Origin of the sequence: Phytohabitans rumicis (genome assembly GCF_011764445.1) — a bacterium.
GTDB classification, from domain to species: domain Bacteria; phylum Actinomycetota; class Actinomycetes; order Mycobacteriales; family Micromonosporaceae; genus Phytohabitans; species Phytohabitans rumicis.
On record NZ_BLPG01000001.1, the window covers coordinates 3,738,556 to 3,764,014 of the forward strand.

Annotated in this window: 20 protein-coding genes and 4 pseudogenes; 10 read left to right on the forward strand and 14 right to left on the reverse strand. The window is 72.2% G+C overall.

Annotated elements, in window-relative coordinates; genetic code table 11:
* Positions 1–3: 3 nt before the first annotated feature.
* The gene (gene proB, locus Prum_RS16520; RefSeq protein WP_173077370.1) at positions 4–1,113 is read left to right on the forward strand and encodes a glutamate 5-kinase; all 1,110 of its coding nucleotides are present in this window, start codon (positions 4–6) and stop codon (positions 1,111–1,113) included.
* 49 nt (positions 1,114–1,162) lie between these two features.
* Positions 1,163–2,410, forward strand: a complete 1,248-nt coding sequence (locus tag Prum_RS16525; RefSeq protein ID WP_173077371.1) for a glutamate-5-semialdehyde dehydrogenase — start codon at positions 1,163–1,165, stop codon at positions 2,408–2,410.
* A 144-nt stretch (positions 2,411–2,554) separates the two neighbouring features.
* On the opposite strand, the gene Prum_RS16530 is transcribed toward Prum_RS16525, so the two are convergent.
* The 7 genes and pseudogenes from Prum_RS16530 to Prum_RS16555 all read right to left on the reverse strand — a co-directional run bounded on the left by Prum_RS16530 (position 2,555) and on the right by Prum_RS16555 (position 9,490).
* Positions 2,555–3,331 (reverse strand): prenyltransferase/squalene oxidase repeat-containing protein, encoded by a 777-nt coding sequence (locus tag Prum_RS16530; RefSeq protein ID WP_173077372.1) that lies wholly within the window; start codon positions 3,329–3,331, stop codon positions 2,555–2,557.
* A gap of 217 nt (positions 3,332–3,548) precedes the next feature.
* Positions 3,549–4,730: an adenylyltransferase/sulfurtransferase MoeZ gene (gene moeZ, locus Prum_RS16535; RefSeq protein ID WP_173077373.1), complete on the reverse strand. Its 1,182-nt coding sequence runs from the start codon at positions 4,728–4,730 to the stop codon at positions 3,549–3,551.
* A gap of 82 nt (positions 4,731–4,812) precedes the next feature.
* The gene (locus Prum_RS16540) at positions 4,813–5,685 is read right to left on the reverse strand and encodes a DUF3152 domain-containing protein (RefSeq protein ID WP_246277922.1); all 873 of its coding nucleotides are present in this window, start codon (positions 5,683–5,685) and stop codon (positions 4,813–4,815) included.
* A 72-nt stretch (positions 5,686–5,757) separates the two neighbouring features.
* Positions 5,758–6,546, reverse strand: a complete 789-nt coding sequence (locus Prum_RS16545) for a DUF3152 domain-containing protein (RefSeq protein ID WP_246277923.1) — start codon at positions 6,544–6,546, stop codon at positions 5,758–5,760.
* Positions 6,547–6,610: 64 nt separating this feature from the next.
* A pseudogene (locus Prum_RS16550) lies at positions 6,611–7,551 on the reverse strand (alpha/beta fold hydrolase); the annotation flags it as partial.
* Positions 7,552–7,569: 18 nt separating this feature from the next.
* A complete protein-coding gene (locus Prum_RS51595; RefSeq protein WP_246277924.1) occupies positions 7,570–7,737 on the reverse strand; it encodes a hypothetical protein in 168 nt (55 codons plus the stop codon).
* A 253-nt stretch (positions 7,738–7,990) separates the two neighbouring features.
* A complete protein-coding gene (locus Prum_RS16555) occupies positions 7,991–9,490 on the reverse strand; it encodes a hypothetical protein (protein ID WP_246277925.1) in 1,500 nt (499 codons plus the stop codon).
* A gap of 166 nt (positions 9,491–9,656) precedes the next feature.
* Here Prum_RS16555 and Prum_RS16560 point away from each other — a divergent pair, with 166 nt between their 5' ends.
* Positions 9,657–10,295 carry a TetR/AcrR family transcriptional regulator gene (locus Prum_RS16560; RefSeq protein WP_173077374.1) on the forward strand — a complete coding sequence of 213 codons (639 nt, stop codon included), beginning with the start codon at positions 9,657–9,659 and terminating at the stop codon, positions 10,293–10,295.
* A gap of 66 nt (positions 10,296–10,361) precedes the next feature.
* Complete coding sequence (locus Prum_RS16565; RefSeq protein ID WP_173077375.1) at positions 10,362–10,586, forward strand: DUF3107 domain-containing protein; 225 nt, start codon at positions 10,362–10,364, stop codon at positions 10,584–10,586.
* Between the two features lie 161 nt (positions 10,587–10,747).
* Here Prum_RS16565 and Prum_RS16570 read toward each other — a convergent pair whose 3' ends face one another.
* Positions 10,748–11,404 (reverse strand): ferritin-like fold-containing protein, encoded by a 657-nt coding sequence (locus Prum_RS16570; protein ID WP_246277926.1) that lies wholly within the window; start codon positions 11,402–11,404, stop codon positions 10,748–10,750.
* Positions 11,405–11,617: 213 nt separating this feature from the next.
* On the opposite strand from Prum_RS16570, the pseudogene Prum_RS16575 reads away from it, so the two are divergent.
* A pseudogene (locus Prum_RS16575) lies at positions 11,618–13,191 on the forward strand (DEAD/DEAH box helicase).
* 153 nt (positions 13,192–13,344) lie between these two features.
* Here Prum_RS16575 and Prum_RS16580 read toward each other — a convergent pair.
* From Prum_RS16580 to Prum_RS16590, 3 genes are all read right to left on the reverse strand, one after another.
* Positions 13,345–14,529: a hypothetical protein gene (locus tag Prum_RS16580; RefSeq protein ID WP_246277927.1), complete on the reverse strand. Its 1,185-nt coding sequence runs from the start codon at positions 14,527–14,529 to the stop codon at positions 13,345–13,347.
* Positions 14,530–14,647: 118 nt separating this feature from the next.
* A complete protein-coding gene (locus Prum_RS16585) occupies positions 14,648–14,917 on the reverse strand; it encodes a DUF2470 domain-containing protein (protein WP_281369127.1) in 270 nt (89 codons plus the stop codon).
* Between the two features lie 110 nt (positions 14,918–15,027).
* Entirely contained in the window at positions 15,028–15,654 is a 627-nt protein-coding gene (locus Prum_RS16590; protein ID WP_173077378.1) for a biliverdin-producing heme oxygenase, read from the reverse strand.
* Positions 15,655–15,742: 88 nt separating this feature from the next.
* Between Prum_RS16590 and Prum_RS16595 the strand changes: the two genes are divergently transcribed.
* Entirely contained in the window at positions 15,743–16,879 is a 1,137-nt protein-coding gene (locus tag Prum_RS16595) for a class I SAM-dependent methyltransferase (RefSeq protein ID WP_173077379.1), read from the forward strand.
* Here Prum_RS16595 and Prum_RS16600 read toward each other — a convergent pair.
* A complete protein-coding gene (locus tag Prum_RS16600; RefSeq protein WP_246277929.1) occupies positions 16,863–17,756 on the reverse strand; it encodes a DUF8832 domain-containing protein in 894 nt (297 codons plus the stop codon). The genes Prum_RS16595 and Prum_RS16600 overlap by 17 nt on opposite strands.
* 49 nt (positions 17,757–17,805) lie before the next feature.
* Between Prum_RS16600 and Prum_RS16605 the strand changes: the two genes are divergently transcribed.
* Positions 17,806–18,711 (forward strand): C40 family peptidase, encoded by a 906-nt coding sequence (locus Prum_RS16605; protein WP_173077380.1) that lies wholly within the window; start codon positions 17,806–17,808, stop codon positions 18,709–18,711.
* A 236-nt stretch (positions 18,712–18,947) separates the two neighbouring features.
* Here the strand turns inward: Prum_RS16605 and Prum_RS16610 are convergent.
* Positions 18,948–21,039 (reverse strand): annotated as a pseudogene (locus tag Prum_RS16610) (RecQ family ATP-dependent DNA helicase).
* 181 nt (positions 21,040–21,220) lie between these two features.
* Between Prum_RS16610 and Prum_RS16615 the strand changes: the two are divergent.
* Entirely contained in the window at positions 21,221–22,201 is a 981-nt protein-coding gene (locus Prum_RS16615; protein ID WP_173077381.1) for a hypothetical protein, read from the forward strand.
* 44 nt (positions 22,202–22,245) lie between these two features.
* Here Prum_RS16615 and Prum_RS16620 read toward each other — a convergent pair whose 3' ends face one another.
* Positions 22,246–23,295: a glycerophosphodiester phosphodiesterase gene (locus Prum_RS16620; RefSeq protein WP_246278580.1), complete on the reverse strand. Its 1,050-nt coding sequence runs from the start codon at positions 23,293–23,295 to the stop codon at positions 22,246–22,248.
* Positions 23,296–23,402: 107 nt separating this feature from the next.
* Here Prum_RS16620 and Prum_RS16625 point away from each other — a divergent pair.
* Both Prum_RS16625 and Prum_RS16630 read left to right on the forward strand, forming a co-directional pair.
* Positions 23,403–24,739: pseudogene (locus Prum_RS16625) on the forward strand (TrkH family potassium uptake protein).
* Positions 24,732–25,409, forward strand: a complete 678-nt coding sequence (locus Prum_RS16630; protein ID WP_173077383.1) for a potassium channel family protein — start codon at positions 24,732–24,734, stop codon at positions 25,407–25,409. Before Prum_RS16625 ends, Prum_RS16630 begins: the two are co-directional and overlap by 8 nt.
* Positions 25,410–25,459: the final 50 nt, after the last annotated feature.

Below are 25,459 nucleotides of genomic sequence, written 5' to 3' on the forward strand. Positions count from 1 at the left end.
TGGGTGCGCGAAGCAGTCACCTCAGCCCGGCGGATCGTCGTCAAGATCGGTTCGTCGTCGCTGACCACCGCCGCCGGAGGGCTCGACACGGCTCGTGTCGACGCCCTCGCCGACGTGCTGGGTGCCCTCGCGAGCGACGGCCGAGAGGTCGTCCTCGTCTCCTCCGGCGCGATCGCCGCCGGCCTCGCGCCGCTGTCGATCCCCCGGCGACCGCGCGACCTCGCCACCCAGCAGGCGGCGGCCAGCGTCGGGCAGGGCCTGCTCATCGGCCGGTACGCCGCCAGCTTCGCCCGCCACGGCCTCACCGTCGGCCAGGTGCTGCTCACCGTCGACGACGTGACCCGGCGCGCGCACTACCGCAACGCGTACCGGACGCTGCGCAAGCTCCTCGACATGCGGGTCGTGCCGATCGTCAACGAGAACGACACGGTCGCCACCGAGGAGATCCGCTTCGGCGACAACGACCGGCTCGCCGCCCTGGTCGCCGCGCTCGTCCACGCCGACCTGCTCGTCCTGCTCTCCGACGTGGACGCGCTCTACACCGGCGACCCGGCGCGCCCGGACACCCGCAAGGTCGCCGAGGTGCGGAGCGAGCAGGATCTCGCCGGCATCACGCTGGGCCGACCGGGCAAGGCCGGCGTCGGCACCGGCGGCATGGTCACCAAAGTCGAGGCCGCCCGGATCGCCACCGGCTTCGGCATCCCGGTCGTGCTGACCGCCGCGCCGCTCGCCGCCCCGGCCCTGACCGGCGACGAGGTGGGCACGCTCTTCCATCCGGTACGCCAGCGGCCCACCGCCCGCCTCTTCTGGCTGGCCCACGCCACCTCGCCGCGCGGCCGGCTGCACCTCGACCCGGGCGCGGTGCAGGCGGTGGTGGCCCGGCGCAAGTCGCTCCTACCCGCGGGCATCACGGCGGTGGACGGCGCGTTCACCGCCGGCGACCCGGTCGACCTGGTCGACGCCTCCGGCGCCCCTGTGGCCCGCGGGCTGGTGAACTACGACGCGGTCGAGCTGCCGTCGCTACTCGGCCGCTCGACGGGTGAGCTGGCGGCGGCGCTAGGCCCCGCGTACGAGCGCGAGGTAGTCCACCGCGACGACCTCGTCCTCCTGTGAGCTGCAAGGAAGGGCACCTTATTATCGATTTCTGCATAGGAGGGGTCCCTTGCTAACAGTCAACGAGCAGGCACGGCTGGCCCGCGAGGCGGCCACCGAACTGGCCACCGCGACCCGAGCCGCCAAGGACAACGCGCTCCGGGCGATGGCCGACGCGCTGCTCAGCCGTACCCCGGAAATCCTTGAGGCCAACGCGGCGGACGTGGCGGCGGCGCGCGAAGGCGGCCTCACCGACGCGATCATCGACCGCCTCACCCTCACGGACGGGCGGGTCGCCGGCATGGCCGACGCGCTGCGGCAGATGGCCGCCCTGCCCGACCCGGTCGGCGAGGTGGTACGCGGCTCGACCCTCCCCAACGGGCTGGAGCTGCGGCAGATCCGGGTGCCGTTCGGAGTGGTCGGGATCGTCTACGAGGGCCGGCCGAACGTGACCGTCGACGCCGCCGGCATCTGCCTCAAGTCGGGCAACGCGGCGCTGCTGCGCGGCTCCTCGTCGGCGGCCAAGTCGAACGCCGCGCTCACCGCCGTACTCCGGGACGCCATCGCGGGCGCGGGCCTGCCGGCCGACGCGGTCCAACTGCTGGACGCGACGACCCGCGACTCGGTCAAGGAGCTGATGCGGGCCCGCGGCCTGGTCGACGTGCTGATCCCGCGCGGCGGTGCCTCCTTGATCAAGGCGGTGGTCGAGGAGTCGACCGTGCCGGTGATCGAGACCGGCGTGGGCAACTGCCACGTGTACGTCGACGCCGCCGCCGACCTCGACAAGGCCCTGGCCGTGACGCTGAACAGCAAGACCCAGCGGCTGTCCACCTGCAATACCGCGGAGTCGCTGCTGGTGCACGCCGACGTCGCCGACGCGTTCCTGCCGCGGATGCTGGCCGCCTTCGCGGACGCCGGGGTGACCGTGCACGGCGACGACCGGGTGCGGTCCTACTCGGACGCGGTGGTGCCGGCGACCGACGAGGACTTCGGGACCGAGTACCTGTCCGCCGACATATCGGCCGCCGTCGTCGACTCGCTGCCCGCCGCGGTCCAGCACATCCGCCGGTACGGCTCGCAGCACACCGAAGCCATCATCACCGAGTCCGTGGGGGCGGCTCGGGAGTTCACGGCTCGGGTCGACGCGGCGGCGGTGATGGTCAACGCGTCCACCCGGTTCACCGACGGGGGCGAGTTCGGCTTCGGCGCCGAGATCGGCATCTCCACCCAGAAGCTGCACGCCCGCGGCCCCATGGGCCTCCCCGAACTAACCTCCACCAAGTACGTCGTAACCGGCGAAGGCCACGTCCGCTCGTAGCGGGCCCCTCGTCCAGGGCCCCCTCTTGGCGTCGATCAAGGGCAAACGGTCGTGGTTTGATCTCCAAACCACGGCCGTTTGCCCTTGATCGACGCAAAAGTCCTTGATCGGCGAGACCCCGCGAGCCCAAGCGCCCGCCGCGCCTCAGCGAGCGGCGCGGATCGCCGCCAGCGTCGTGTGTACGTCGAATGCCGGCCCGTCGTCGCTCGGCCAGCCACCGTCGCTGCGCTGGGTCTCGGCGAGTCGCCGCCGGGCCGCCACCAGGAGCCAGTCCTCGGCGGCCACGCCCACCCGGCGCAGCGTGCACGCCATCGCCGCCACGTCGGCCGGGGTCATCTGGGGCAGCCGGTCACCGAGCATGATCTGGATGCGGGCAGCCTCGTAGAACATGTCCTGCCGGTGCAGTACGGCGGCGCTGAGCCACGCGCTGACCAGGAACGACGGCCAGCTTCCGTCGGCGCCGAGATGCGCCGCGATCGCCTGGGCGGCCGCCCGCAGCTGATCCTCGTACTTGGCGGGCGCGACGCTGAGCCAGAACGCGGCGTTGGCGGTCAGGTAGAGCCGCGCCTCCGGGTCGCCGGGTTTTGCCCATGTAGGCGCCTCGGCGGCCAGCGCTTCGTCCTCTTCCCACATGCTGTCGCGCTGCCGGCTGGCCAGCCAGTCGAAGGCCCGGCGGGCGGCGGGCCGGCCCAGGGCGCCAAGGTCGTCGAGCTCGGCGAGGCGGAAGCAGGTGGCGTCGACGGAGGCGATCTCGCCGCCCCAGAGCGCCGGCCAGCCGCCGTCCGGGGCCTGGCCGATCTCGGCGGTGGTGAGGAGCTCCTGGCTCGGCGCGGCCCCCGTACGCAGGAACGACAGCCGTGCGCGGTCCACGGCGTCGCCGCGGGCCACGACGAACCCAATAGCGCCGTCCATGTCGACCACGGGCGACACGCTACAGCCGCCCAAACGGCTACGCCTCGGTAGGTCAGCCAAGGTCAACTGACCACCCGGCGCCCCTGCGAGCCCGTCGCTCCGCGATCAAGGACTTTCGCGTCGATCAAGGGCAAACGGTCGTGGATTGGAGATCAAACCACGACCGTTTGCCCTTGATCGACGGGGAGAGGGGGTCGCACCGCGGCGGCCGCGGAGAGAGGTCCAGTCAGTACGACGGCAGCGACGGGTCTATTTGCTTGATCCAGGATAGGACGCCGCCCTGGACGTGTACGGCGTCCTTGAAACCGGCGGCCTTGAGCGCGGCGAGCGCCTCGGCCGACCGTACGCCGGACTTGCAGTGCAGCACGATCTGCCGGTCCTGCGGGAACCGGGCCAGCGCCTCCCCGGCCAGGATGTCGCCCTTGGGGATGAGCGTGGCGCCGGGGATCCGCACGATCTCGTACTCGGCCGGCTCGCGCACGTCGACGAGGAAGAGGTCCTTGCCGGCGTCCTGCCACTCCTTGAGCTCCCGAGCCGTGATGGTCGAGTTGACCACCGCCTCCTCGGCCTCCGGCGACACCGCACCGCAGAAGTCCTCGTAGTCCTCCAGCAGGTCGGTCACCGTCGGGTTCTCGCCGCACAGCGCGCAGTTCGGGTCCTTGCGGACCCTGATCTTCCGGTACGTCATCTCCAGCGCGTCGTACACCATCAGCCCGCCCACGAGCGGCTCGCCGATACCGGTCAGCACCTTGATCGCCTCGGTGACCTGGATCGCGCCGATGGAGGCGCAGAGCACGCCGAGCACACCACCCTCGGCGCAGGACGGGACCATGCCGGGCGGCGGGGGCTCGGGGTAGAGGCAGCGGTAGCAGGGACCGTGCTCAGACCAGAACACCGACGCTTGCCCATCGAACCGGTAGATGGAGCCCCAGACGTACGGCTTGCCGAGCAGCACGGCCGCGTCGTTGACCATGTACCGGGTGGCGAAGTTGTCGGTGCCGTCGACGATCAGGTCGTACTGGGAGAAGATCTCTCGCACGTTCTCCCGGTCGAGCGCGGTGTTGTGGATCACCACGTTGACGTACGGGTTGATCTCGCGCACGGAGGCGGCGGCCGACTCGGCCTTGGGGCGCCCGATGTCGGACTGGCCGTGGATGATCTGCCGTTGCAGGTTGGACTCGTCGACCGTGTCGAAGTCGACGATGCCGAGGGTGCCGACGCCGGCCGCGGCCAGGTACATCAGCGCGGGCGACCCGAGACCGCCGGCGCCCACACACAGCACCTTGGCGTTCTTCAGCCGCTTCTGCCCGTCCACCCCCACGTCCGGGATGATCAGGTGGCGGGAGTAGCGGCGGATCTCGTCAACGGTGAGCTCGGCGGCGGGTTCGACGAGCGGGGGCAGCGACACGGTGGACTCCCCGGATCGATTGAGAGCGGTAACCGGACCATTGTTGCTCGGCGGCGACCCACCACAGCAATGACGTGGCCCACTACGGGACGGGCGCGCCCGAATACCGCCGCCCGTCCAGGTACGGCCAGCCGTTCGCCAGGCAGCCGCGCAGCCCGAGCGTCTGCTGCTGCATCACCGGGGCGGGCGCGCCCGGCGACGGGCATGCCTCGTGCCCGTGCCCGAACTGGTGGCCCACCTCGTGGTTGATCGCGTACGCCTGATAGTCCGCGATCGGCGCCCGGTAGTCCGGTACGGCGGTGAGCCAGCGCGCCAGGTTGATGATCACCTGCCCGGGAAGCCGGCACGACGTGTACTGCTCGGTGTCCAGCCCGCCGGCCGCGCACATCCGCTCCGAGGTGGCCGGCGTCGCGAGGTAGACGGTGAACTCCGCACCCATCCCCTTCGGCACCCGCTGCAGGCGGAACTGCTTCGCCGCGATCCAACTGCGCGGGTCGCCGAGGATCCGGTCCACCGCGCCGGCGAAGGCGTCCGGGTCCTGGCCCACCGTCTCCTCCACGGCGATCCGGAAGCGGCGCAGCATGCCGCCCGTACCGAGTAGGGGCCCGCTGCCGGCGGCGTACGCGAACGTGCCCGGCCCGGTGACCGGAAAGCTGGGCGCTGCAGACGGGGTCGGGGACAACGATGGCGACGGCCGCAGCACCACCGGGACCAGCGGTGCGACGGTGGTCGCGGCGGGGGTCGGGGTCGGTTGGGTGAAGACGGGCGCCGGAGTGCGATCCCGCGCCAGGTCGATGCCGATCAGCCCGGTCGCCGCCACCAGCAGCAGGAGCACGGCGCTGCGCCGCCGCCGGTGCCGCATCCGATCGTGCGCGATCCTGCGGGCCTCCACGCGGGGGCGCGCCTCGTCCGGACGAGCCCTCGCCGGGCCAACAGGGGACACACGGGTCGTCATGGTCCACTCAGGGTGCCAGCGACACCGCCCGCCAGCCCGGACCGCCGCGCCGACTTGTCTGGATTTAGTGCGCTATTTCAGTGGGCCGGCGTACCGGCGGCCGTTCAGGTACGGCCACGGGTTGGCCACGCAGCCCTTGAGGCTGATCGTCTGCTGCATCATCACCGGCGCCGGCCGCCCGGCACCCGGGCACAGCTCGTGCCGGTGTCCAAGCCGGTGCCCGACCTCGTGGTTGACCACGTAGAGGCGGTACGCCGCCAGCGGCACCTTCGCGGCGACGTACTCGTCGATCGACAGCCGCCAGCGGTCCAGGTTGATGATCACCTTCGCGCCGATCCGGCACGACGTGTACGGCCGCCCGTTGATGTTGGTGTTGACCCCGCCGGCCGCGCACAGCCGCCCGGAGGTCTCCCGGGTCGCCAGGTGCACGGTGAAGTCGTGCGCCTGCCCGCTGGGCACCCGTTGCATGCGCAGCCCGCCGCTGATCCAGCTGCCGACGTGGCCCAGCGCGGCATCGACGGCGGCACCGAACTCCTCGACGTCCTCGCCCGTCTCCGGCTCCACGGCGACCCGGTAGCGGTACAGCCGACCGGTGCGCCCCAGCACTTCGCCCTGCTCCACGCCGTACTCGAAAATGCCGGAGCCGGACGACGGGATCGGCCCCGAGAGCCGCAGGACGGGTGGCGCGGGCTTGGGCGAGACGGTGGGTGACGGACTCGGACTCGGACCAAAGCTAGGAGAAGCCGGCACCACGGCCGCCGGCGTGGCCTCCCGCGCGGTCAGGCGGGGAATGGACGCCCCGAGCAGCGCGATGCCCGCCACCACGGCGAGCCCGGCGATCAACCCGAGGACCGCCCTCACGCCGGTGCGACCCGGGGTGCCGGGAGGCGCGGGTGCGACGTGCCGGCCGGGCGTCCGCCGGCCGGCCCAGCTCGTCCAGGAGCGCGACCGCCGCGCGTGCCACCAGGCGCGGGACCTCCATCTGCGCGACGTGGCCGACGCCGTCGAGGATGAGCAGGCGGCTGTCCGGGATCACGCGCGCCACCTGGGGCGCGACCCGGATGTCCACGAGCTTGTCCTGGCGACCACCGATCACCAGCGTGGGCGCGGTGATCTGGGATGCGACCCGCCACTGCGAGCCCGAGCCGGGCAGGTACGCCCGCAGGAAGCTCGACACGAGCCCACGCAGCGTGCGCAGGTACGCCCCGACGTAGTGGTCCAGCTCGTACCGGATCTTCAGCTCTTCGATCGCCTCGGCCCGGCGCTGGTCGAGGACCCGGCTGGGGTCGGCGAAGCACGCCTCGATCACCTGATCGGTCATCTCCTCCGGCGTCATGCGCGCCAGCAGGGTGGCCGCCAGCCGCTCCCCCGCGGGAGCGCCAGCAGCGGCAGCACCCGGGCCTGGGTGGAACGGCGCGGGTCCAGGAACGGCATCGCCGGCGAGACCAGCGTCAGGGTCCGGACCAGGTCGGGCCGGGTGCCGGCCACGCGTACGGAGATCGCCCCGCCCAGCGAGTTGCCGAACAGGTGCACCGGGCCGCGGTCGGAGTGCTCGATCCAGCGGATCACCCGGTCGGCCAGGGCCGCCACCGTGTACCGGCGGGCGGGCTCGCTGCGCCCGAACCCCGGCAGGTCGATCGCCTGCCCGTCGAGCCGGTCCGACAGCAGGCCGGCGAGGTCGGTCCAGTTGGTCGACGACCCGCCCAGGCCGTGCACGTAGAGCGCCGGCTCCGCGCCCGGGGCGGTCCCGGGCGTATCCCGGACATACGTGGCGGAACCGTCCACCAGCACCGATCGACCCGGCCAGGGCGGCGGCACCCGGTCAAGCGGGAAGAGGTCGTCCGCTCCGAGCAACGCGCGCTTCATCGATCAATTGTGCCGCGATCATGCGAGAAGCGCCTCAAGTCTTCGGTTGACAGCGTTGAGCGTGGCCCGGACCACGGCCTGGCGCGGGTCGCCGGCCACCAGCGCGGAGCCGGCGAGCTGCTCGACCCACCCGCCGCACACCAGCAGCACCACGGCCACCGCGACCTCGCAGCTGCCGAACGGCACGACCGCGGCGTGCTCGACGAAGCACTTCCCCGGTCGCCCACCTGCTCGGCGGTGCTCAGCAGGTCGTCCACGGCGGACGCCGCGGCGGTGGCGCACAGCCGCAGCACGTACGCGTCGACCGCCGGGCCGTTGGACCGGCCGGTGGCCCGCCGCTCGTCGGCCGCCAGCCGCACCTCGACGGTGGCGTCCAGCCCGAACGTGCTGACCTGGACCTCGTCGATCACCACGCGCGGGCCGGGACGGGCCCCCGGGTTCAGCGGTCGCGGCGGCGCCGGCTCCGCGGGACTGCTCTGGCCCATCGGGTACGGGGTGCTCTCGCTCTCTTCCTGGGCCCGGCGCGCCCGGCGGCGGGGCGCCTCGGCGGGGACCGGCGTCCGCTCCGCGCGGGCCGTCCCGGGGAGCGCTCCTCCTCGCCCGTCGACGCGGCCCGCAGTGCGGAGAACGCGGACGCCGGCTGCCGGGGCTGCGCGGGCACCTCGGCGCGCGCCGTCACCGGGCGGCTGGGCTCGGGCGACGTCGGCGCGGCGGCCAGGCCCATCCGGTCCTGCAACAGGCGGGCCACGATCCGGCTCACGTCGGCCGGGTCGGCACCGTCGGCCAGGTCCAGGCGCAGGCTGTGGGCTCCGGCGTTCGTGGTGCGCAGCGAGGCGTCGCGCACCCCCTCGACCCCTCGTACGGCGGCGAGGATCGCCTTGACGTCGAATCCCTCGGGACGCTCACGCGGCTGCACGTCGTCGCGGCGCAGATGGCTCCAGATGCGGGTGAGATCGGGTCCGTCGGCGGGTGGCTCGGTGGTGGGCGGCTCCGGCACGGTGGGCACGTCCGGCTCGGCCGGCACCCGCTGCGGCAGCACGTCGGCCACCGGCTCCGGCGGGCGGGGCGCGGGCGACGGGCTGGGCGGGGCGGGGGCCTGCTGCGCGGGCAGCGGGCTCGGCGGCACGAACCCCGGCTCCGGGCGCGGCGGCTCCGGCGCACGCTCGGGCTGCGGCCACTCCTGCGCCCAGGTCGCGGACCGTACGGGCGGTGGTGGCGGGGCCGGGGGCGGCAGAGGCGGGGGCGGCGGCGGGGCCACCGCCTGCGGCCGCTCGTAGATCGACGTGTCGTACATCGGCCGGTCGTACGACTGCGGCTGGAAGCCGGGCGGCACGTCGTACCCGGGGCTGGGCGGCGGAGTCGGGGTGGTCGGGGTCTGCCGGCGGGTCAGCGGCACGCCGCCCGCGGGAGTCGCGTCGTCGGCCCCGTGCCGGGCGCCCTCGCGCGGCAGCGGCATCGGTGCCTGGGTCAGGGCGTCCCGCTCGATGGGCGGCGTCGGGCGCTCGACGGGCACCGGGAGGCGGGCCGCGTCTTCGAGGTCACCCTCATAGGGGTACGGCGGGGCGCTCGCCGGCACCCGGACGGCGACCGGGTTGGACTCGGCGGGCGGCGGCTCGTCGTACGTCGAACCGTTGATGCCCGACGCGCGCATGGGTGGGGGCGAGACCGGCGCGCCGGCCGGGCTCAGCGGCGAGAGCAGGTCGGCGTACCGGGGGGACACGTCCGCCCAACCCCGGGTGCTGGGCCAGCTTCCCGGCATCGGCTCCGGGCCTGGCTCCAGCGCGGCGCCAGCGTTCGACCACACCGCGTCGGCCGCGGCCCATCCGTTGAGCCTGGCCTGACCGGTGTTGTCGGCACGTCCGGCACGATCACCGCGCGGACCTGCGCCGTTACCGTTCTCCCCCGGCGTGACGCCACCGGGTTGCCCTGTTTCGTCCACCGTGCGCTCCTCGGTTGCCCCCGCTGAGGCTACCGTGTGCTGACAGTGGCGATAAGCCGCAACGTCAGGCTAGTTCGATGGTCGGTCGATGTTTACCCGTTCCGTCGCTTTAGCCGGACCTCAAAGAAAGCTCAACGGAGAAAGACGTGAAAGTCGAGGTGACGGCATGGCCGTAGGGTCGGGCAGCGCGCCGGCGACGGGGCGGCCCACGCGCCTACCCCGTTCCGCACGGCGCAAGCAGCTCCTCGAGGCGGCGCAGGAGGTGTTCGTCGCGCAGGGCTATCACGCCGCCGCGATGGACGACATCGCGGAGCGGGCGGGCGTGTCGAAGCCGGTCCTCTACCAGCACTTCCCCGGAAAGTTGGAGCTCTACCTGGCGCTGCTGGACACGCACTGCGACGCGATCGTGGCCAAGGTGCAGAGCGCGATGACCGCCACTAACGACAACAAGGACCGGGTACGCGGCGCGGTGCAGGCGTACTTCGACTTCGTCGACCACGAGAGCGAGGCGTTCCGGCTGGTCTTCGAGTCGGACCTGCGCAACGAGCCGGCCGTACGCGAGCGGGTGGAGCGGGTCGAGAGCGGCTGCATCGCGGCCATCACCGACACGATCATCTCCGACACGGGCGTGAGCCGGGCCCGGGCCGAGCTGCTGGCCTCCGGGCTGGTGGGCGCGGCCGAGACGGCGGCGCAGTTCTGGCTGGCGGCCGGCCGGCAGGTGCCCAAGGCGGAGGCCGAGGCGCTGCTCGCGGCCCTGACCTGGCGCGGCATAGCGGGCTTCCCGTTGCAGGGCGAGCCAACCTGAGGTCCAGGTCGCGCAGTCGGCTAACGTTGCACCGGCGGATTTTTCGCCGCGACTGAGGAGGGTCACGTGGAGGTCAAGATCGGCGTGCAGTACGCAGCGCGCGAGCTCGTGATCGAGAGCGCGCAGACGCCGACCGAGGTGGAAAAGATCGTGACCGACGCGATCGAGACCGAAGGCGTCCTGTCGCTCACGGACGAGAAGGGCCGGCGGGTCATCGTGCCGGTCGGCAAGGTGGCATACGTGGAGATCGCCGAGGCGTCGCCGCGGGCCGTGGGCTTCACCGCGCGTTAGGGCGTGTCTGGTGGATCTTTGTGGGGCTGCGGCGGGCCCAGACGACGACCAGCGGCACCGGGCGGAAGGCCACATACAACACCGGTATGCGACCTTCCGCCCGGCACTACCGGACGCCGCCTGGACCTCGCCTCGCACCCACAAGATCCACCAGACACGCCCTAATTGTTGAGGCCGACCGCGGCCATGCGTGCCGTGTGCGCCGCGGTCAGCCGCTTCAAAAGCGCCTGTACGCCCGCCTGGTCACCCGAGCCCTCGACGATCAGGATGGTCAGCGCGATCCGCTCCCCAGCCATCCGCTGAGCCTGGGTGAGCCCCTCGCCGACGAGCCGGCGGGCCCACATCGACAGCCGGTTGGCGACCTTCGGGTCCGCGGCGATGGCGGCCCGGATCTCGGTGGCCGCGAAGTCCTCGTACTGCGAGTCGTGCAGCACCTCCAGCACCAGGTCACGGTCCACCTGGGCGAGGAACGTGGCCACCTCGCGGAAGAAGTCGTCGGCGATCCCGTCCCAGACGTACGCCTTCGTGAGCGCCTCCAGCCAGTCCTTCGGCTCGGTCAGCTCGTGGTACTCCTGCAGCGCCGCGACGTACGGCGTCATCGCCTCTTCCGGGTCCGCGCCCAACTCGCTGAGGCGCCCGACCAGCCGGCGGTAGTTGATGATCTCGACCGCGGCCATCTCGCAGAGCACCGCACGGCGGCGCAGGTCCGGGGCGAGCCGCGCGTCGGCGGCCATCCGATCGAACGCGAGCAGTTCGGCGTACGCGATCATGCCGAGCAGTTCGACGACCGCGGGGCTCGGCTCTGAGACATCGGACACGAGCGCACCGTACACAATCTGAGCACGCTTCGCCCATGTCAGGTAACATTGCGCCAGTCGCCGCTGACCAAAGATCAACACAACCCCAGCCAGCGGCACGCGTGCGGCCCGCGATCGCATCGACCACTGTTATCGCGTGTGGCCCGCGCCATACCGATTGAGCGCCCTTGGATGTGAATGGGGCGCACCACGAGAGGGCACCCCCAAAACTCCATGAGCGAAACCGAAGAAACCATTACCCGCGCTCCCGTTCGACCCGACAGCCCCACCTTCACCGACCTGGGCGTCCGCCCGGAGACGGTGGAGGCGCTCGAAATGGTCGGCATAACCAGGGCTTTTGCCATCCAGGAGTACGCGCTGCCGATCGCGCTGCGCGGCACCGACCTCATCGGCCAGGCACCCACCGGCACCGGCAAGACGCTGGGCTTCGGCGTGCCGCTGCTGCAGCGGGTGTTCGCACCCGGCGAGGGCAGCGACGGTGTGCCGCAGGCGCTCGTCGTCGTACCCACCCGCGAGCTGGGCCTCCAGGTCGCCAAGGACATCGCCGCCGCCGGCAAGACCCGCGGCGTGCGCGTGCTGCCGATCTACGGCGGCGTGGCGTACGAGCCGCAGGTCGAGGCCCTGCGCTCCGGCGTGGAGATCCTGGTCGGCACGCCCGGCCGCCTGATGGACCTGGCCAAGCAGAAGAAGCTTCGCCTCGACCGGGTGCACGCGCTCGTGCTCGACGAGGCCGACCGCATGCTCGACCTGGGCTTCCTCGACGACGTCGAGAAGATCCTGGCCATGCTGCCGGAAGACCGGCAGACCATGCTCTTTTCCGCCACGATGCCCGATCCGATCGTCACCCTGGCCCGGCGCTTCCTGCGCCACCCGGTGACGATCCACGCCGGCCACACGGCCGAGACCGGGCCGTCCCCGCTGACCAAGCAGGTCGCCTACCGCACCCACCCGATGAACAAGATCGAGGTCGTGTCGCGGATCCTGCAGGCCAATGCACGCGGGCTGACGATGATCTTCACGCGCACCAAGCGGTCCGCCGACCGGGTCGCCGAAGACCTCGACTTCCGCGGGTTCGCCGCCGCTGCCGTCCACGGCGACCTGGGCCAGGGCGCGCGCGAGCGGGCGCTCCGGGCGTTCCGGGCCGGCAAGATCGACGTACTCGTCGCCACCGACGTGGCCGCCCGCGGCCTGGACGTCTCCGGCGTCACCCACGTGATCAACTACGACTGCCCGGAAGATCCGGACACCTACACCCACCGCATCGGCCGCACCGGCCGGGCGGGCGCGAGCGGCGTCGCCGTGACGTTCGTCGACTGGGAAGACATGCCCCGCTGGCGACTGATCGACAAGTCGCTGGGGCTGGAGATGCCCGAGCCGCCCGAGACGTACCACACGTCGCCGTACCTCTTCGCCGACCTGGACATCCCCACCGACGTGTCGGGGACGCTGCCGACGGCCGAGCGCACCCGCGCCGGCCTCTCGGCCGAGGTCGAGGAAGACCTGGGCGGACGGGGCCGCGGGACTCGCCGCCGCGCCCCGGTCGCCGCCCGCGGCCGGTCCCGCTCCCGAGGGGGTACGACGGAAGCCCGCGACCCGGTTACCGCCGAGGGGACCGCTTCGGCCGACCCCGAAGCGCCTCGCCGCCAGCGCAGGCGCCGCCGGGCCGGGGAAGTGGTCGCCGACGGCGCCCCGCAGGCGGCCGACGCGCCGACCGACGCGGCTCCCGCCACCCCTCGCCCCGCCGACGCCGCCGCCGCGCGGGCGGTGCCGCCGCCACAGAAAGTTGATCATGAACTTGTCCGCGCGAAAGGGTGTTCAAGATGCGGACAAGTTCATGATCAACAGCCAAGGGGCAAGGGGCCCCTCCGCCGGAGAGTGACAGGACTACGGCGGAGGGGCCAGGCCCCGGTGCGCTGCGGGTCACACCGGGGAGCTTTGGATCAGTTGAGGGTGCAGGGGGCGAGCGCGTCCAGGCCCACCGGGCGGGCGTTGATCCGGCCGATCGCGGTCGCGATCCGGTTGATCGTGGCGATCCGCTTGTCCTCCAGCGGCCCCAGGATCGCGTTCTGCACGAAGTTCGGACCACCCTGACCGACGGTGCTGATCAGCCGGGCGTTCGCCTCGGCGATCTGCGTGTCCAGCAGGGCCAGGTTGCGGTCCACCTCGGCCTGCGCACCCGCCGGCACGGCCGGGAGCTGGCTGCGCACGTCCGGGCAGCTGATCGTGCCGGGATCGGCCGCGGCCGGGTCCTCGGCAACCGGATCCTCGGCGGCGGGCTCCTCAGCGGCCGGGTCTTCGGCCGCCGGGTCCTGCGCCGCGTCACCGCCAGCGGCCTGCAGCGTGCACGGCGCCAGCGCGTCGAGCCCCTGCGGGCGGGCGTTGATCCGGCCGATCGCGGTGGCGATCCGGTTGATCGTGGCGATCCGCTTGTCCTCCAGCGGACCGAGGATCGCGTTCTGCACGAAGTTCGGGCCACCCTGGCCGACGGTGTTGTCCAGCCGCGTGTTGGCCTCGGCGATCTGCGTGTCCAGCAGGGCCAGGTTGCGGTCCACCTCGGCCTGCGCACCCGCCGGCACGGCCGGGAGCTGGCTCTCGACGTCCGGACACACGATCGTGCCGCCGTCGGCCGCGGCACCGCCGTTGGCCCCGTCGGCAACCGCGACCTGGGTCGACTCGGGCGCGCTGCCGCCGCCGGCGGTCGCCAGCGAGCAGGTCGCCAGCCCACCGAGGTTGGTCGGCCTGGTGCCCTGGCGGCCGATGGAGATCGCGATCCGGTCGATCGTCGCCGTGCGCTTGTCCGCCAGCGGGCCGAGGATCGCGTTCTGCACGAAGTTCGCGCCGCCCTGGCCCGCGCTGGTCGCCAGCCTGTTGTTGGCCTCGGCGATCTGCGTGTTCAGCAGGGCCAGGTTCCGCGACACCTCCGCCTGCGCGGATGCCGGCACGGCCGGTAGCTTGTCCGCCACGCTCGGGCAGCTGATGGTCGACGCCGAGGCGCTGCCGCCCGCCGCCGCCACCCCGATGCCGACACCGGCAAAGACGACCGCCGCGCCGGCAGTGGCGATTACTTTCCAGCGGCGGCCCATCGGCAGCCGTCCATTGTGTTGCCTGTTCGTGCTCGTGGACATGCGCTTACAACCCAACCCTTCGGGCCTGCTGTGGAGGTGAAGCGCCGTCCGACGGCTGGTGCCGTCCGCCTCGCATTTGAGTACGGTGGGAGTGCTCCCACGGTTCAAAGGATTTTTCTCAGCGCGCGTCCGGGCGGGGAGTGATGCCCAGCACAGCGCATGCCTCGCGGTACATGCGGGCGGCCTCGGCGCGTACCTGCCGGCGCTCGGTCAGCCGCTCGGTGAACGGGATCCGCACCGGCACCGGAGCACCGTCCACAGTGGCGAGAAAGTCCATCCCGTCCGCGTCCATTCCGGACATCGCGGCGTCGGTCGCCCGCGGCTGGTTGCCCAACCCTTGGCAGATCACGCGGCAGTCGTCCGCGTGGTCGCCGTTCATGTGCCGCATGATCGCCGCGATCACGTCGGCCGTAAACGGACCTTTTTCAACCTGGACCGCACGGTCCGTGTCGCCATGACGGGCCGCAAGTGGAGGTTGAAAAAGGTCCGCTGGGTCCGTCATGCCACCACCTTGCCAAGGTCGTCGAGCATCGCGGTGTTCAACCGGTACGCCAGCGAGACCTCGTCGAGAAACCGCTCCTGCTCCACGGCGTCCCACGGCACCGTGTCGAGCAGTTGCCGGTACCGCTGCTTGACCGCCCGCGGCTCCACCCCGGGAAACTCGAAGAAGTTGGTGCCCGCCCCGGCCAGGCCGTACGCCTGGTCCAGCGCCCGCCGGATGACCTGCCCGCCGGACAGGTCGCCGAGGTAGCGCGTGTAGTGGTGCGCCACGAACCCGGCCGGCCAGGTGAACGCGACCTCCCGCAGCCGGGCCCGGTACTCCGAGGTGGCCGCGCTCGCCGCGACCCGCGCCGGCCAGTCCGCGCCGATCAGGTGCTCGAGGTCGGCGACGAGGGCGGGCAGCCGGGTCAGCTCGTCGAAGACGAACGCGCCGGCGACCGGGTCGGCGCGCATCTCGGCGGCGGCGTCCTCCAGCGTCTCGTACACGAAGAAGAGCTGGGCGGTGAGCGCCGCGTAGCCGTACCGGTCGAGGCGGCCGCCCAGCAGCGCGTCGAAGTACGCCATCGACTGCGCGGCGGCGTGATCGGACCGCGTCGCCTCCCGTACCCGCCCCGCGAAGCCCATGCCCGCCCCTTCCCGCAAAAGTTAGGTAAGCCTAAGCTAGGGACCACGCGTGATCAAGATGGGCCGAACGGCGGATACGCTGGCAGGCATGGCGCGCCCGCTCGACGACGCGCTCGCCGAGGTGCGGGCGCTGCTGTTGGACCCGAGCCTGACCCGCGCGGTCGCCGCCGGCCGCCGCCGAGGTCAGGCTCCTTCCGTGGTACGCGCCGAGCTGCGCCCGGTCACCCTCAAGGGCGGCTCGCGGCTGCAGATCGTGACCAACGACGGGGCCCGGCCGTACACCCGGAACGTGGCGCCCGGTCCGGAAGCCGGGGCGGCGGTGGACGCCCTGCTGGCCGAGCCGTTCGGCAACTGGCACGTGGAGACCACCGCCGCCACCGTGCAGGTACGGGTGACCAAGAAGGGCGAGGCCCTGGTGCACCGCGCGGCGGCCGCCCGTACGACCGCACCGGCGGCGCACGACCGGGAGAAGGAGTACCTGCTCGACCCCGGTGACCCGCTCTTCGACGAGATCGGCGGCAACGCGGCCAAACGCCGGCAGGTCGACGCGTTCCTGCGCGCGCTGGCCGCCTCCGTCACCCCGCTGCCACCGAAGCTGCGCGTGGTCGACCTGGGCTGCGGCAACGCGTACCTCACCTTCGCTGCCTACCGGTACCTGGCCGGGCAGGGCGTCGACGTGGAGGTGGTGGGCGTCGACGTACGCGAGGACCAGCGCCGCCGCAACACCGAGCTGGCCGAGCGGCTCGGCTGCGCCGACCGGGTCCGCTTCGTCGCCGGCACGATCGCCGAAGCGCCGGTCGACCCGCCGCCCGACCTGGTGCTGGCCCTGCACGCCTGCGACACCGCCACCGACGAGGCGCTCGCCCGGGCCGTGCGCTGGGGCGCGCAGTGGGTGCTGGCCGCGCCGTGCTGCCACCACGACATCGCCGCGCAGTTGCGCGGGCGGCCGGCTCCCGACCCGTACCCCCTGCTTGTCCGGCAGGGAATCCTGCGCGAGCGCTTCGCGGACGTCCTCACCGACGCGCTGCGTGCGGCGCTCCTGCGCCTGCACGGCTACCGGGTCGAGGTGGTCGAGTTCATCGACTCCCGGCACACGCCGCGCAACCTGCTGCTGCGCGCCCGGCGCACCGACTCGCCGCCGCCCTCCCCCGCCGAGTACGACCAACTCGTGGACCAGTGGGGCGTGACGCCGGCCCTGGCGAAACTCCTTACACCGTCAGCGTGAACTCGGCCGTGTGCACCTTGCCGGCGACCTGGAAGTCGAAGAACATCCGGTAGCGGCCGGCGCTCGGGGCGGTCAGCCAGAACTTCACCGCGCCGTCCACCAACTCGGGCTCGGGGTGCACGTGGACGTACCCGAGGTCGCCCTCGCGCAGCACCACCAGGTGCCCGTACGCCCCGAGGTAGCGCTCCAGGCTGCCGTTCACCCGAAAGAGCAACGGCTGGACCGCACCGGACGTGGGGGTGCCCTCGTAGCCGACGCTGAACCCGGCGACGGTGGCCTGCTTGGCCTGGGCCGGCAGCGGGCGCGCGGCATAGCTGCCGCTCACGGTCAGGTCGACGCCGAGGGTCACGGCCGTCCGGCCGGCGGCTCCGGTGGCGGTGAAGTCCGCGTACGCCCGCCAGGCACCGGCGGCGGGCAGCGTGAGCGGCACGGTCCAGCGGCCGTCCGGGGCCATGGTCGGATGCAGGTGCTGGTAGCCGGACAGGTCGCGGCGTACGACGATCATGTGTAGCGGCTTGTCGTGCACGACCTCGAACGCGGTGACCGGCCGCTGCTGCGCGTCCACGACGTGGAAGGTGAAGTCGTTCCGCTGGTTCTGGGCGAGTGTGGTGGCCCCCGGGACCAGCGTGTACCCGCTCGCGCTGACCGCCAGCCCACCCGCCTCGGCGCCGGGTCGGGCGGTGGTCGTACCCGGACCGCCGTGCTCGTGCGGGCCGGTGCCCGGGGCGTGGGTGTGGCCGCCGCCGGGGTCGCTGGGCGGCGCGGCGGCCGGGATGGGGGTGGGGTCGCCGCCACCCGTCAGGCGGCCCAACCCGAACCCGCCCATCACCGCGATGACCAGACCCGCGACGAAGAAGGCGATGCGGCTGTTCGTCACGGCACCCAGTATGCGTCGTTAGTCCCTCGTGCTTTCCTTCGTGTCGGTGGTGACCGCTTTGGCGCTGGTCCCGATGGTCCCCGGCCCTCCTGGTGATCAACTTGACGGGAAGCTCTACGCCGCCGCCGAGCGCCTGGAGCGGGTGATCGAGGACTACAACGAGGTCCGCGACGACCTGCGCGCCACCCGCCGCGAGCAGGCCGACCTGGCGGTCCGCATGCGGCCGCTTGAGCAGGCGCTCGCCGCCCGGCAGGCACGGATCGGCATGATGGCCGCGACCGAGTACCGCAACAGCGGCGCCGGCCCCGTCCTCGCCGTGATCACCGCCGAGTCCGCCTCCGCCCTGGCCGACCGCCTCCTCATCCTCGACCTCCTGGCCGCCCAGCAGCGCGAGGCGATCACGGCCCTGACCGCGGCCCGTGCCCGCTTCGACGCCACCCGCCGTACGCTCGACGCCCTCGCCGCCCAGCAGACGGCCCAGGAGCAGCACCTCACCGGCCAGCGCCGGCAGATCGAGAAGGACATCTCCGACCTCGAACGCCTGCGCGAGCAGACCGGATACCGTCCAGCCCGGGGCGTGCGGGGCTTCGTGCCGTCGTTCTCGGCGGGGCGGGCGGGCGCGGCGGTACGGTTCGCGTACGCCCAACTCGGCAAGCGGTACCGCTTCGGCGCCGAGGGGCCCGACGCGTACGACTGCTCCGGCCTGACGTCAGCGGCGTGGGGGCGCGCGGGGGTCGCACTGCCGCACAACGCCCGCCGGCAGTGGCACTCCGTGACCCGGGTAAGCCGGTCGGAGCTACGCCCCGGCGACCTGATCTTCTACTACTCGAGCATCCACCACGTGGCCATGTACGTCGGCGGCGGCAAAATGATCCACGCCCCCCAACACGGCGAACCCGTCCGCATCGACAACGTCAACTACCAACCCGTACACGGCTACGGCCGCCCCTCCTAGGGGCTCTTGCCGCGCCGCAAGGGCTTTCTGCAGTCGATCAAGGGCTTTGCCGTCGATCAAGGGCAAACGGTCGTGCTTTGATCTCCAATCCACGGCCTTTTGCCCTTGATCGACGCGAAAGTCCTTGATCGACGAGACGGCCGGGCCCGCGGGCGGCCACCACTCGCCCGCTCGTGATGCCCGCATCAACGTGAAGGATTTGGGTCGCTGGGACGACTCGGATCCTTCACGTTGAGTTACGCGGCTACAGCTAGGGCTAGGGGAGGACCAGCGGGGCGCCGGATTGGCGGAGGAGGCGGGCGGTCATGGTCAGCGTCCAGCCGGAGTCGACCAGGTCGTCGACCAGCAGGACGGGACCGTCCAGTGTCGCCAGTTGGGCGGCCAGCTCCGCCGGCACCACGAACGCGCCGTGCAGCGCACGCACCCGCTGGGCGCTGTTGCCCCGGGCCCCACCGCCGTCACCGGTACGCGCCAGCGCCCCCAGGTACGGCAGGCGACCGACCGTGGCGATGCGCTGCGCGAGGCTGCTCACCAGGAGCGGCCGGCTGCGCGAGGCGACGGCCACCACGGCGACCGGGCGGGCCGGCCACGGGTTGTCGCCGCGGGCCCATGCCTTGAGCACCTCGACCACCGCGCCGGCGACGTCGTCGGGGAGCGGGGCGTCGGGCGAGTCCGGCCCGACCATGCCGCGCAGGCGCGACCCCCAGCCCAGGTCGGACAGGCGACCGACGGCCCGGCCCGGGGCGGACTGCTCGCCGGGTGAGATCTTGCCGCGCAGGGGCACGCCGACCGCCTCCAGGCCGGTGGGCCAGAGCTTCTTGGGTGCGATCTCCACGCCGGGGCGGCCCAGGTACGCCTGTGCCGCGGCCAGCGCCGGCATCGATACCTCGCTCGCCAGGGTCACCCCGCGCAGCGGTCGCACCGTCCACAGGGGACCGCGCCGGGATCGTCGAGGCACCGGCGCAGGAACTCCATCCGGCAGTCGGGTGTCTCCGCGTACTCCCGCATTGCTTGTTGCTCGGCGGTGCGTGCCTCCGCGACGCGCCGCAGCCGCGCGGCGTCGTATTGCCACGGCTCGCCCGTGGCGAGCCAGCCGCCGCGCACCCGGCGGACCGCGCCGTCGACGTCGAGCACCTTGAGCATCAGCTCCAACCGCGTACGGCGCAGGTCGACGATGGGCTCCAGCGCGGGTGTCGACAGTGGACTGTCGGTGGACAGCGCGGCAAGGACCGAGCGCACCTGGTCTTCCGGCGGAAACGCCAGCGACGCGAAGTAGCGCCAGATCGCGGCGTCTTCCGCGCCGGGCAGCAGCAGCACCTCCGCGGACTCGACGGCTCGCCCGGCCCGACCGACCTGCTGGTAGTACGCGATCGGGGACGGCGGCGCTCCTAAGTGGACGACGAAGCCTAGGTCCGGCTTGTCGAAGCCCATGCCGAGCGCCGACGTGGCGACCAGCGCCTTGATCTTGTTGTCGAGCAGGTCCTGCTCGGCGACCCGCCGGTCGGCGTCCTCCGCCTGCCCGGTGTACGACGCGACCGCGTAACCGCGCGAGCGCAGGAACTCGGCCGTCTCCCCCGCCGCGGCGACGGTGAGCGTGTAGATGATCCCGGAGCCGGGCAGCCGGTAGAGGTGGTCGGCCAGCCAGGCCAGCCGGTGGGCGGGGCTGGGCAGGTCGAGCACGGCGAGGCGCAGCGACTCGCGGTCGAGCGGCCCGCGCAGGACCAGCGCGTCGCCGAGCTGGTCGGCGACGTCGGCAGTGACCCGGGCGTTGGCCGTCGCCGTGGTGGCCAGCACGGGCGTACGCGCCGGCAGGTTGGCCAGGAACGTGCGCAGCCGGCGGTAGTCGGGCCGGAAGTCGTGCCCCCAGTCGGAGACGCAGTGCGCCTCGTCGACCACGAGGAGGCCGGTCGTGGCCGCCAGCCGGGGCAGCACGGAGTCGCGGAAGTCCGGGTTGTTGAGCCGCTCCGGGCTGATCAGCAGCACGTCGACCGCGCCGGCCCGGATTTCGTCGGTGATCTGCTCCCACTCGTCGAGGTTGGCCGAGTTGATCGTGCGGGCGTGGATGCCGGCGCGGGCGGCCGCCTCGACCTGGTTGCGCATCAGCGCGAGCAGCGGGGACACGATGACGGTCGGCCCGGCGGTGGCGTCGTCGCGCAGCAGCGCGGTCGCCACGAAGTAGACGGCCGACTTGCCCCAGCCGGTGCGCTGCACGCACAGCACCCGCCGCCGCCCGGCGACCAGCGCCTCGATCGCCCGCCACTGGTCCTCACGCAGCCGGGCGTGCTCGCCGGCCAACCGCCGCAGTATCGCTTCCGCTCGCTCCCGCATCGCCCCTTCCTACCAGGCGGAGCCGGCGCGCGGGCTGGCGTCCGCCAGGCCGGCGCAGCGCCGGCCGCATGACCACGACGCTACCGGTTCACTACTGCTCGCATTAACGTCCGGTTTGATCACCAGATGGCGCCAAGAATGCGTCCTTTCCGGACAGGTCGGTCACGCATACCGTGGTCGCGTGACGTCTGGGCAGCGTATGGCGGTACGAGTCGCGGCGGTGGTGGCCGGCCTGGCGGGGCTCGCGCTCACCGTGCCCACCTTCGCGGCCAGTACCAAGAAGGCCGAGAACCAGAAGTGCTGCGCGGTCACCGTGGACGTGGCCGACCAGACCGTGACGGCGGGCGGCGCCCCCGCCCGGCTGGCCGCGTCGGTGAGCAGGTCCGCCAACGGCTGCACGCAGGTCCGCCGCACCGTCGTCGTACGCCTCGACGGCCTCGACCCGGACCTGGTGCGCATCGAACGCGTCGTCGCCGGCGCCCTGGTCGCGCTGCCCGCGACGTCCACCGAGGACGACACCGTCCAGGCCGTCGACCCGTTGGCCGACTCGAAGCTGATCTGCGGCGTGACCACTCTCAGCGCCAACTACCGGGTCACGTTCCTGGATGACGCGCCGACCGGCTCGGCGGAGTTCGCCGTGGCGGCCAGCAAGGTCAACGGCAAGCTGCTCGGCAGCGACGTGGCCAGCAGCCTGGTCGTCGAGGCCGCCGCCCTGCCCGGCGCGGAAGCCCCGGCCGAGCCCGCGGAACCGGCCGAGCCCCCGGCCGTCGAGGAGACCGCACCGCCGCCCGTCCCGTCGCAGGAGCCCACCGAGGAGCCGTCGGAGGAAGCCACCGCGGAAGCGGCGGCGCCACCTGCGGCGGAGGAGACGACGACGCCACCGTTCGTGGCACCGGAGCCGGAGCCCGCGCCCGAGCAGCAGGCGCTCAGCAGCCGCGTCCGGTCGTCGGACGTGGCATGGCTGGCCGGGAGCACCGGGCTGGCCCTGGCGGGGCTGCTGGTCCTGGGCGTGCTTTGGCAACTCCGGCGCCGCCGCGCTCTCCCCGCCGCCGAGCCGGAAGCGGCGCCCGCCATCCGGCCCGGCCTCGCCGCCGAGTTGGCCGAACTGACGACGCCTCCGCACCCGACGCAGCCGACCATCGAGGTCAACCCGGACCGCTAGGGAGCGCGCCGCCGATCAAGGACTTCCACGTCGATCAAGGGCAGCTAGCGGGAGCCGACCCGGGCGGCCACGGCCACGTCGGGGTGGTCGCTGAAGGCGCCGTCCAGGCCCAGGCCGTAGAACAGGGCGAACTCGGCGAAGAGGTCGCCACGGGCGTTCGGGTCGGTGCCGATGCGGAAGTCGGCCGGCAGGAACTGGTTTTCCGCCCGGAACGTCCACGCGTGCACGATCAGGCCGGTGCGGTGCGCGTCCCGGATGAGGGTGGTCGGGGCGAGCAGCTTGCCGGTCGAGTCGCGCGGGACGATCAGGTTCTTCTCCACGCCCACGCCGTCGGCGTACGTGCTGATCCACTTCAGGCCGTCGGCCTTGGCCAGGTCGGCGTACGTGCGGGGGTCGCCGGCCACCACGAAGTCGTACGGCTTGCCCGCCGAGCTGAGCAACTGCACCAGCTTGACGTCGGTCACCTTGCTGAGCGCGCGCAGGTTGGCCGTCTCGAAGGACTGGATGATCACGCCGTCCTTCTTGCTGGTCAGCCGGTTGCGCTTGAGCGTACGCACCAGCGGCTCCTCCAGCGCCAGACCGATCGACTGGAAGTACGTCGGGTGCTTGGTCTCCGGGTACACGCCGATGGTCCGGCCGAGCCGCCGGCTCTCGGCCTTGGCCAGGTCGATGACCTCCTGGAACGTCGGCACCTCGTACCTGCCGTCGAAGACGGTGTTGGTCGGGCGCACCAGCGGCAGCCGCTCCTTGGCCCGCAGCGTCTTCAGCTCGGTCAGGGTGAAGTCCTCGGTGAACCACCCGGTGACCGAGACGCCGTCGATCGTCTTCGTGGCCTTGCGGGCCGCGAACTCGGGCCGCGTCGACACGTCGGTGGTGCCGGAGATCTCGTTCTCGTGCCTGGCCACCAGGACGCCGTCCCTGGTGGAGACCAGGTCGGGCTCGATGTAGTCGGCACCGGCGGCGATGGCCAACCGGTACGACTCGAGCGTGTGCTCGGGCCGGTAGCCGCTCGCGCCACGGTGTCCGATGACGGTCGGCTCCTGGTCACGGTGGGCGGCGGCGCCCGTGGGTACGGCAACGATGGCCGCCAGCATAGCGCCGGCCAGGCCCAGAACAGGGAGTTTTGATCGCACCGCCGCAGTCAAGCCGGGCCGGGCGAAGGGAGGCTGTCCAGTGTTCGGCCGTGATATGAACATGCACGATGCGCCGGACGCTACGACACCCCGCCCGGATCGTGCCGTTCGCGTTCCTGTGCGCGATCGCGGCTGGCACGGTCCTGCTCATGCTCCCGGTCTCCCGGGCCGAGCCGGGGCACGCGCCGTTCGTCACCGCGCTCTTCACGTCCGCCTCGGCGATCTGCACGACCGGCATGGCCACGGTGGACACCGCGACGTACTGGTCCGGCTTCGGGCACGTGATGCTCTTGGTGCTCACCCAAATCGGCGGCTACGGCATCATGACCATGGCGACCCTGCTGGGCCTGCTGGTGTCCCGCCGGCTGGGGCTGCGCAGCCGGTTGATGGCGCAGGCGGAGACCAGCATGGGCCTTCGGCTGGGCGAGATCCGCGGCGTGATGGTCGGCACTGCGGTCGTCATGTTCGCCAGCGAGGCCGTGATGGCCGTAATCGTGGCCGGCCGCCTCTGGCTCACGTACGACGAGCCGCTCGGCGAGGCGCTGTGGGAGGCCGGCTTCCACGCGGTGCAGGCGTTCAACAACGCGGGTTTCTCGCTGCGCAGCGACGGCCTGCTGGGCTTCGTCGACGACTGGTGGATCTGCGTACCGCTCACCCTCGGCGTGATCGTCGGCGGCATCGGCGTACCCGTGCTGTTTGAATTGGGCCGTGAGCTGCGCAAGCCCGCAGCCTGGTCGACACACACCCGCCTGACGGTGTGGGGTTCGCTGGTCCTGCTCGCGGTAGGCTTCGCGGCGGTGCTCGGCCTGGAGTGGGGCAATCCGGGCACGCTGGGGCCGCTCGGCGTGCCTGAGAAGATCCTCGCCTCGTTCGTGCAGGGCACGATCCCCCGCTCGGGCGGTTTCAACACGCTCGACTACAGCGCGATGAACACCGACACGAACGCGATCACCACCGGGCTGATGTTCATCGGCGGCGGCAGCGCCAGCACCGCGGGTGGCATCAAGGTGACCACGTTCTTCCTGCTCGCGTACGTGATCTGGACCGAGGTCCGGGGCGAGCGGGACGTGGTGGTGGGCCGGCGCCGGATCGCCGAGACGACCCAGCGCCAGGCGACGACCGTCGCCCTTCTCGGGGTGGCGACGGTCGCCGGGGGTACGTTGGCCGTCCTCGCGCTGACCTCGGGCGTCCCGCTCGACCGGGCCCTGTTCGAGGTGACGTCGGCGTTCGGCACGACCGGCCTGTCCGTGGGGCTGTCCTCGACCCTGGGGATCCCGGCCAACTCCTACTCGTCATGCTCATGTACGTCGGTCGGGTCGGCCCGGTCGCCGTCGCTTCGGCGCTGGCCCTGAACACCCGCCGCCGGCTGTACCGATACCCGGAGGAGCGACCCATCGTTGGCTAGCAATGCGAAGGCGCCGACCGCCGACGAGAACGTCGTGGTGATCGGGCTGGGCCGGTTCGGCGGGCAGGTCGCCGAGTCGCTCGTCCGGCTCGGGCACGAGGTGCTCGGCGTCGATGACGACCCCAAGCTCGTACAGCACTGGTCGGAGAAGCTCACCCACGTGGTGCAGGCGGACTCCACCGACGAGGACGCGCTGCGCCAGGTCGGCGTCGCCGAGTTCCCGCGCGCGGTCGTGGGCATCGGCACCGACATCGAGGCGAGCGTGCTCACCGTTCTCGCGCTCACCGAGATCGGCGTACGGGAGATCTGGGCCAAGGCGACCTCGGTCAAGCACGGCAAGATCCTGCGGTCGGTCGGCGCGCAGCACGTGATCTACCCCGAGGCGGCCATGGGCGAGCGGGTGGCCCACCTGATCACCAGCCGGATGCTGGACTTCATCGAGTTCGACGACGGCTTCGCGATCGCCAAGACGCGCGCGCCGGAGGACGCGGCCGGGCGCACGCTCGCCGACATCGGGCTGCGCACCCGCTACGGCGTGACGGTGGTCGGGGTCAAGACGCGCGGTTCCGACTTCGTGTACGCCCGCCCGGAGACCGTCGTACCCGCGGGCAGCATCCTGATCGTGGCCGGCACGACCGAGCAGGTGCAGCGCTTCGCCGCCGCAACCTGATCATGCAAGGAAGGGCACCTTGCTATGCAAAAAGCGATAACAAGGTGCCC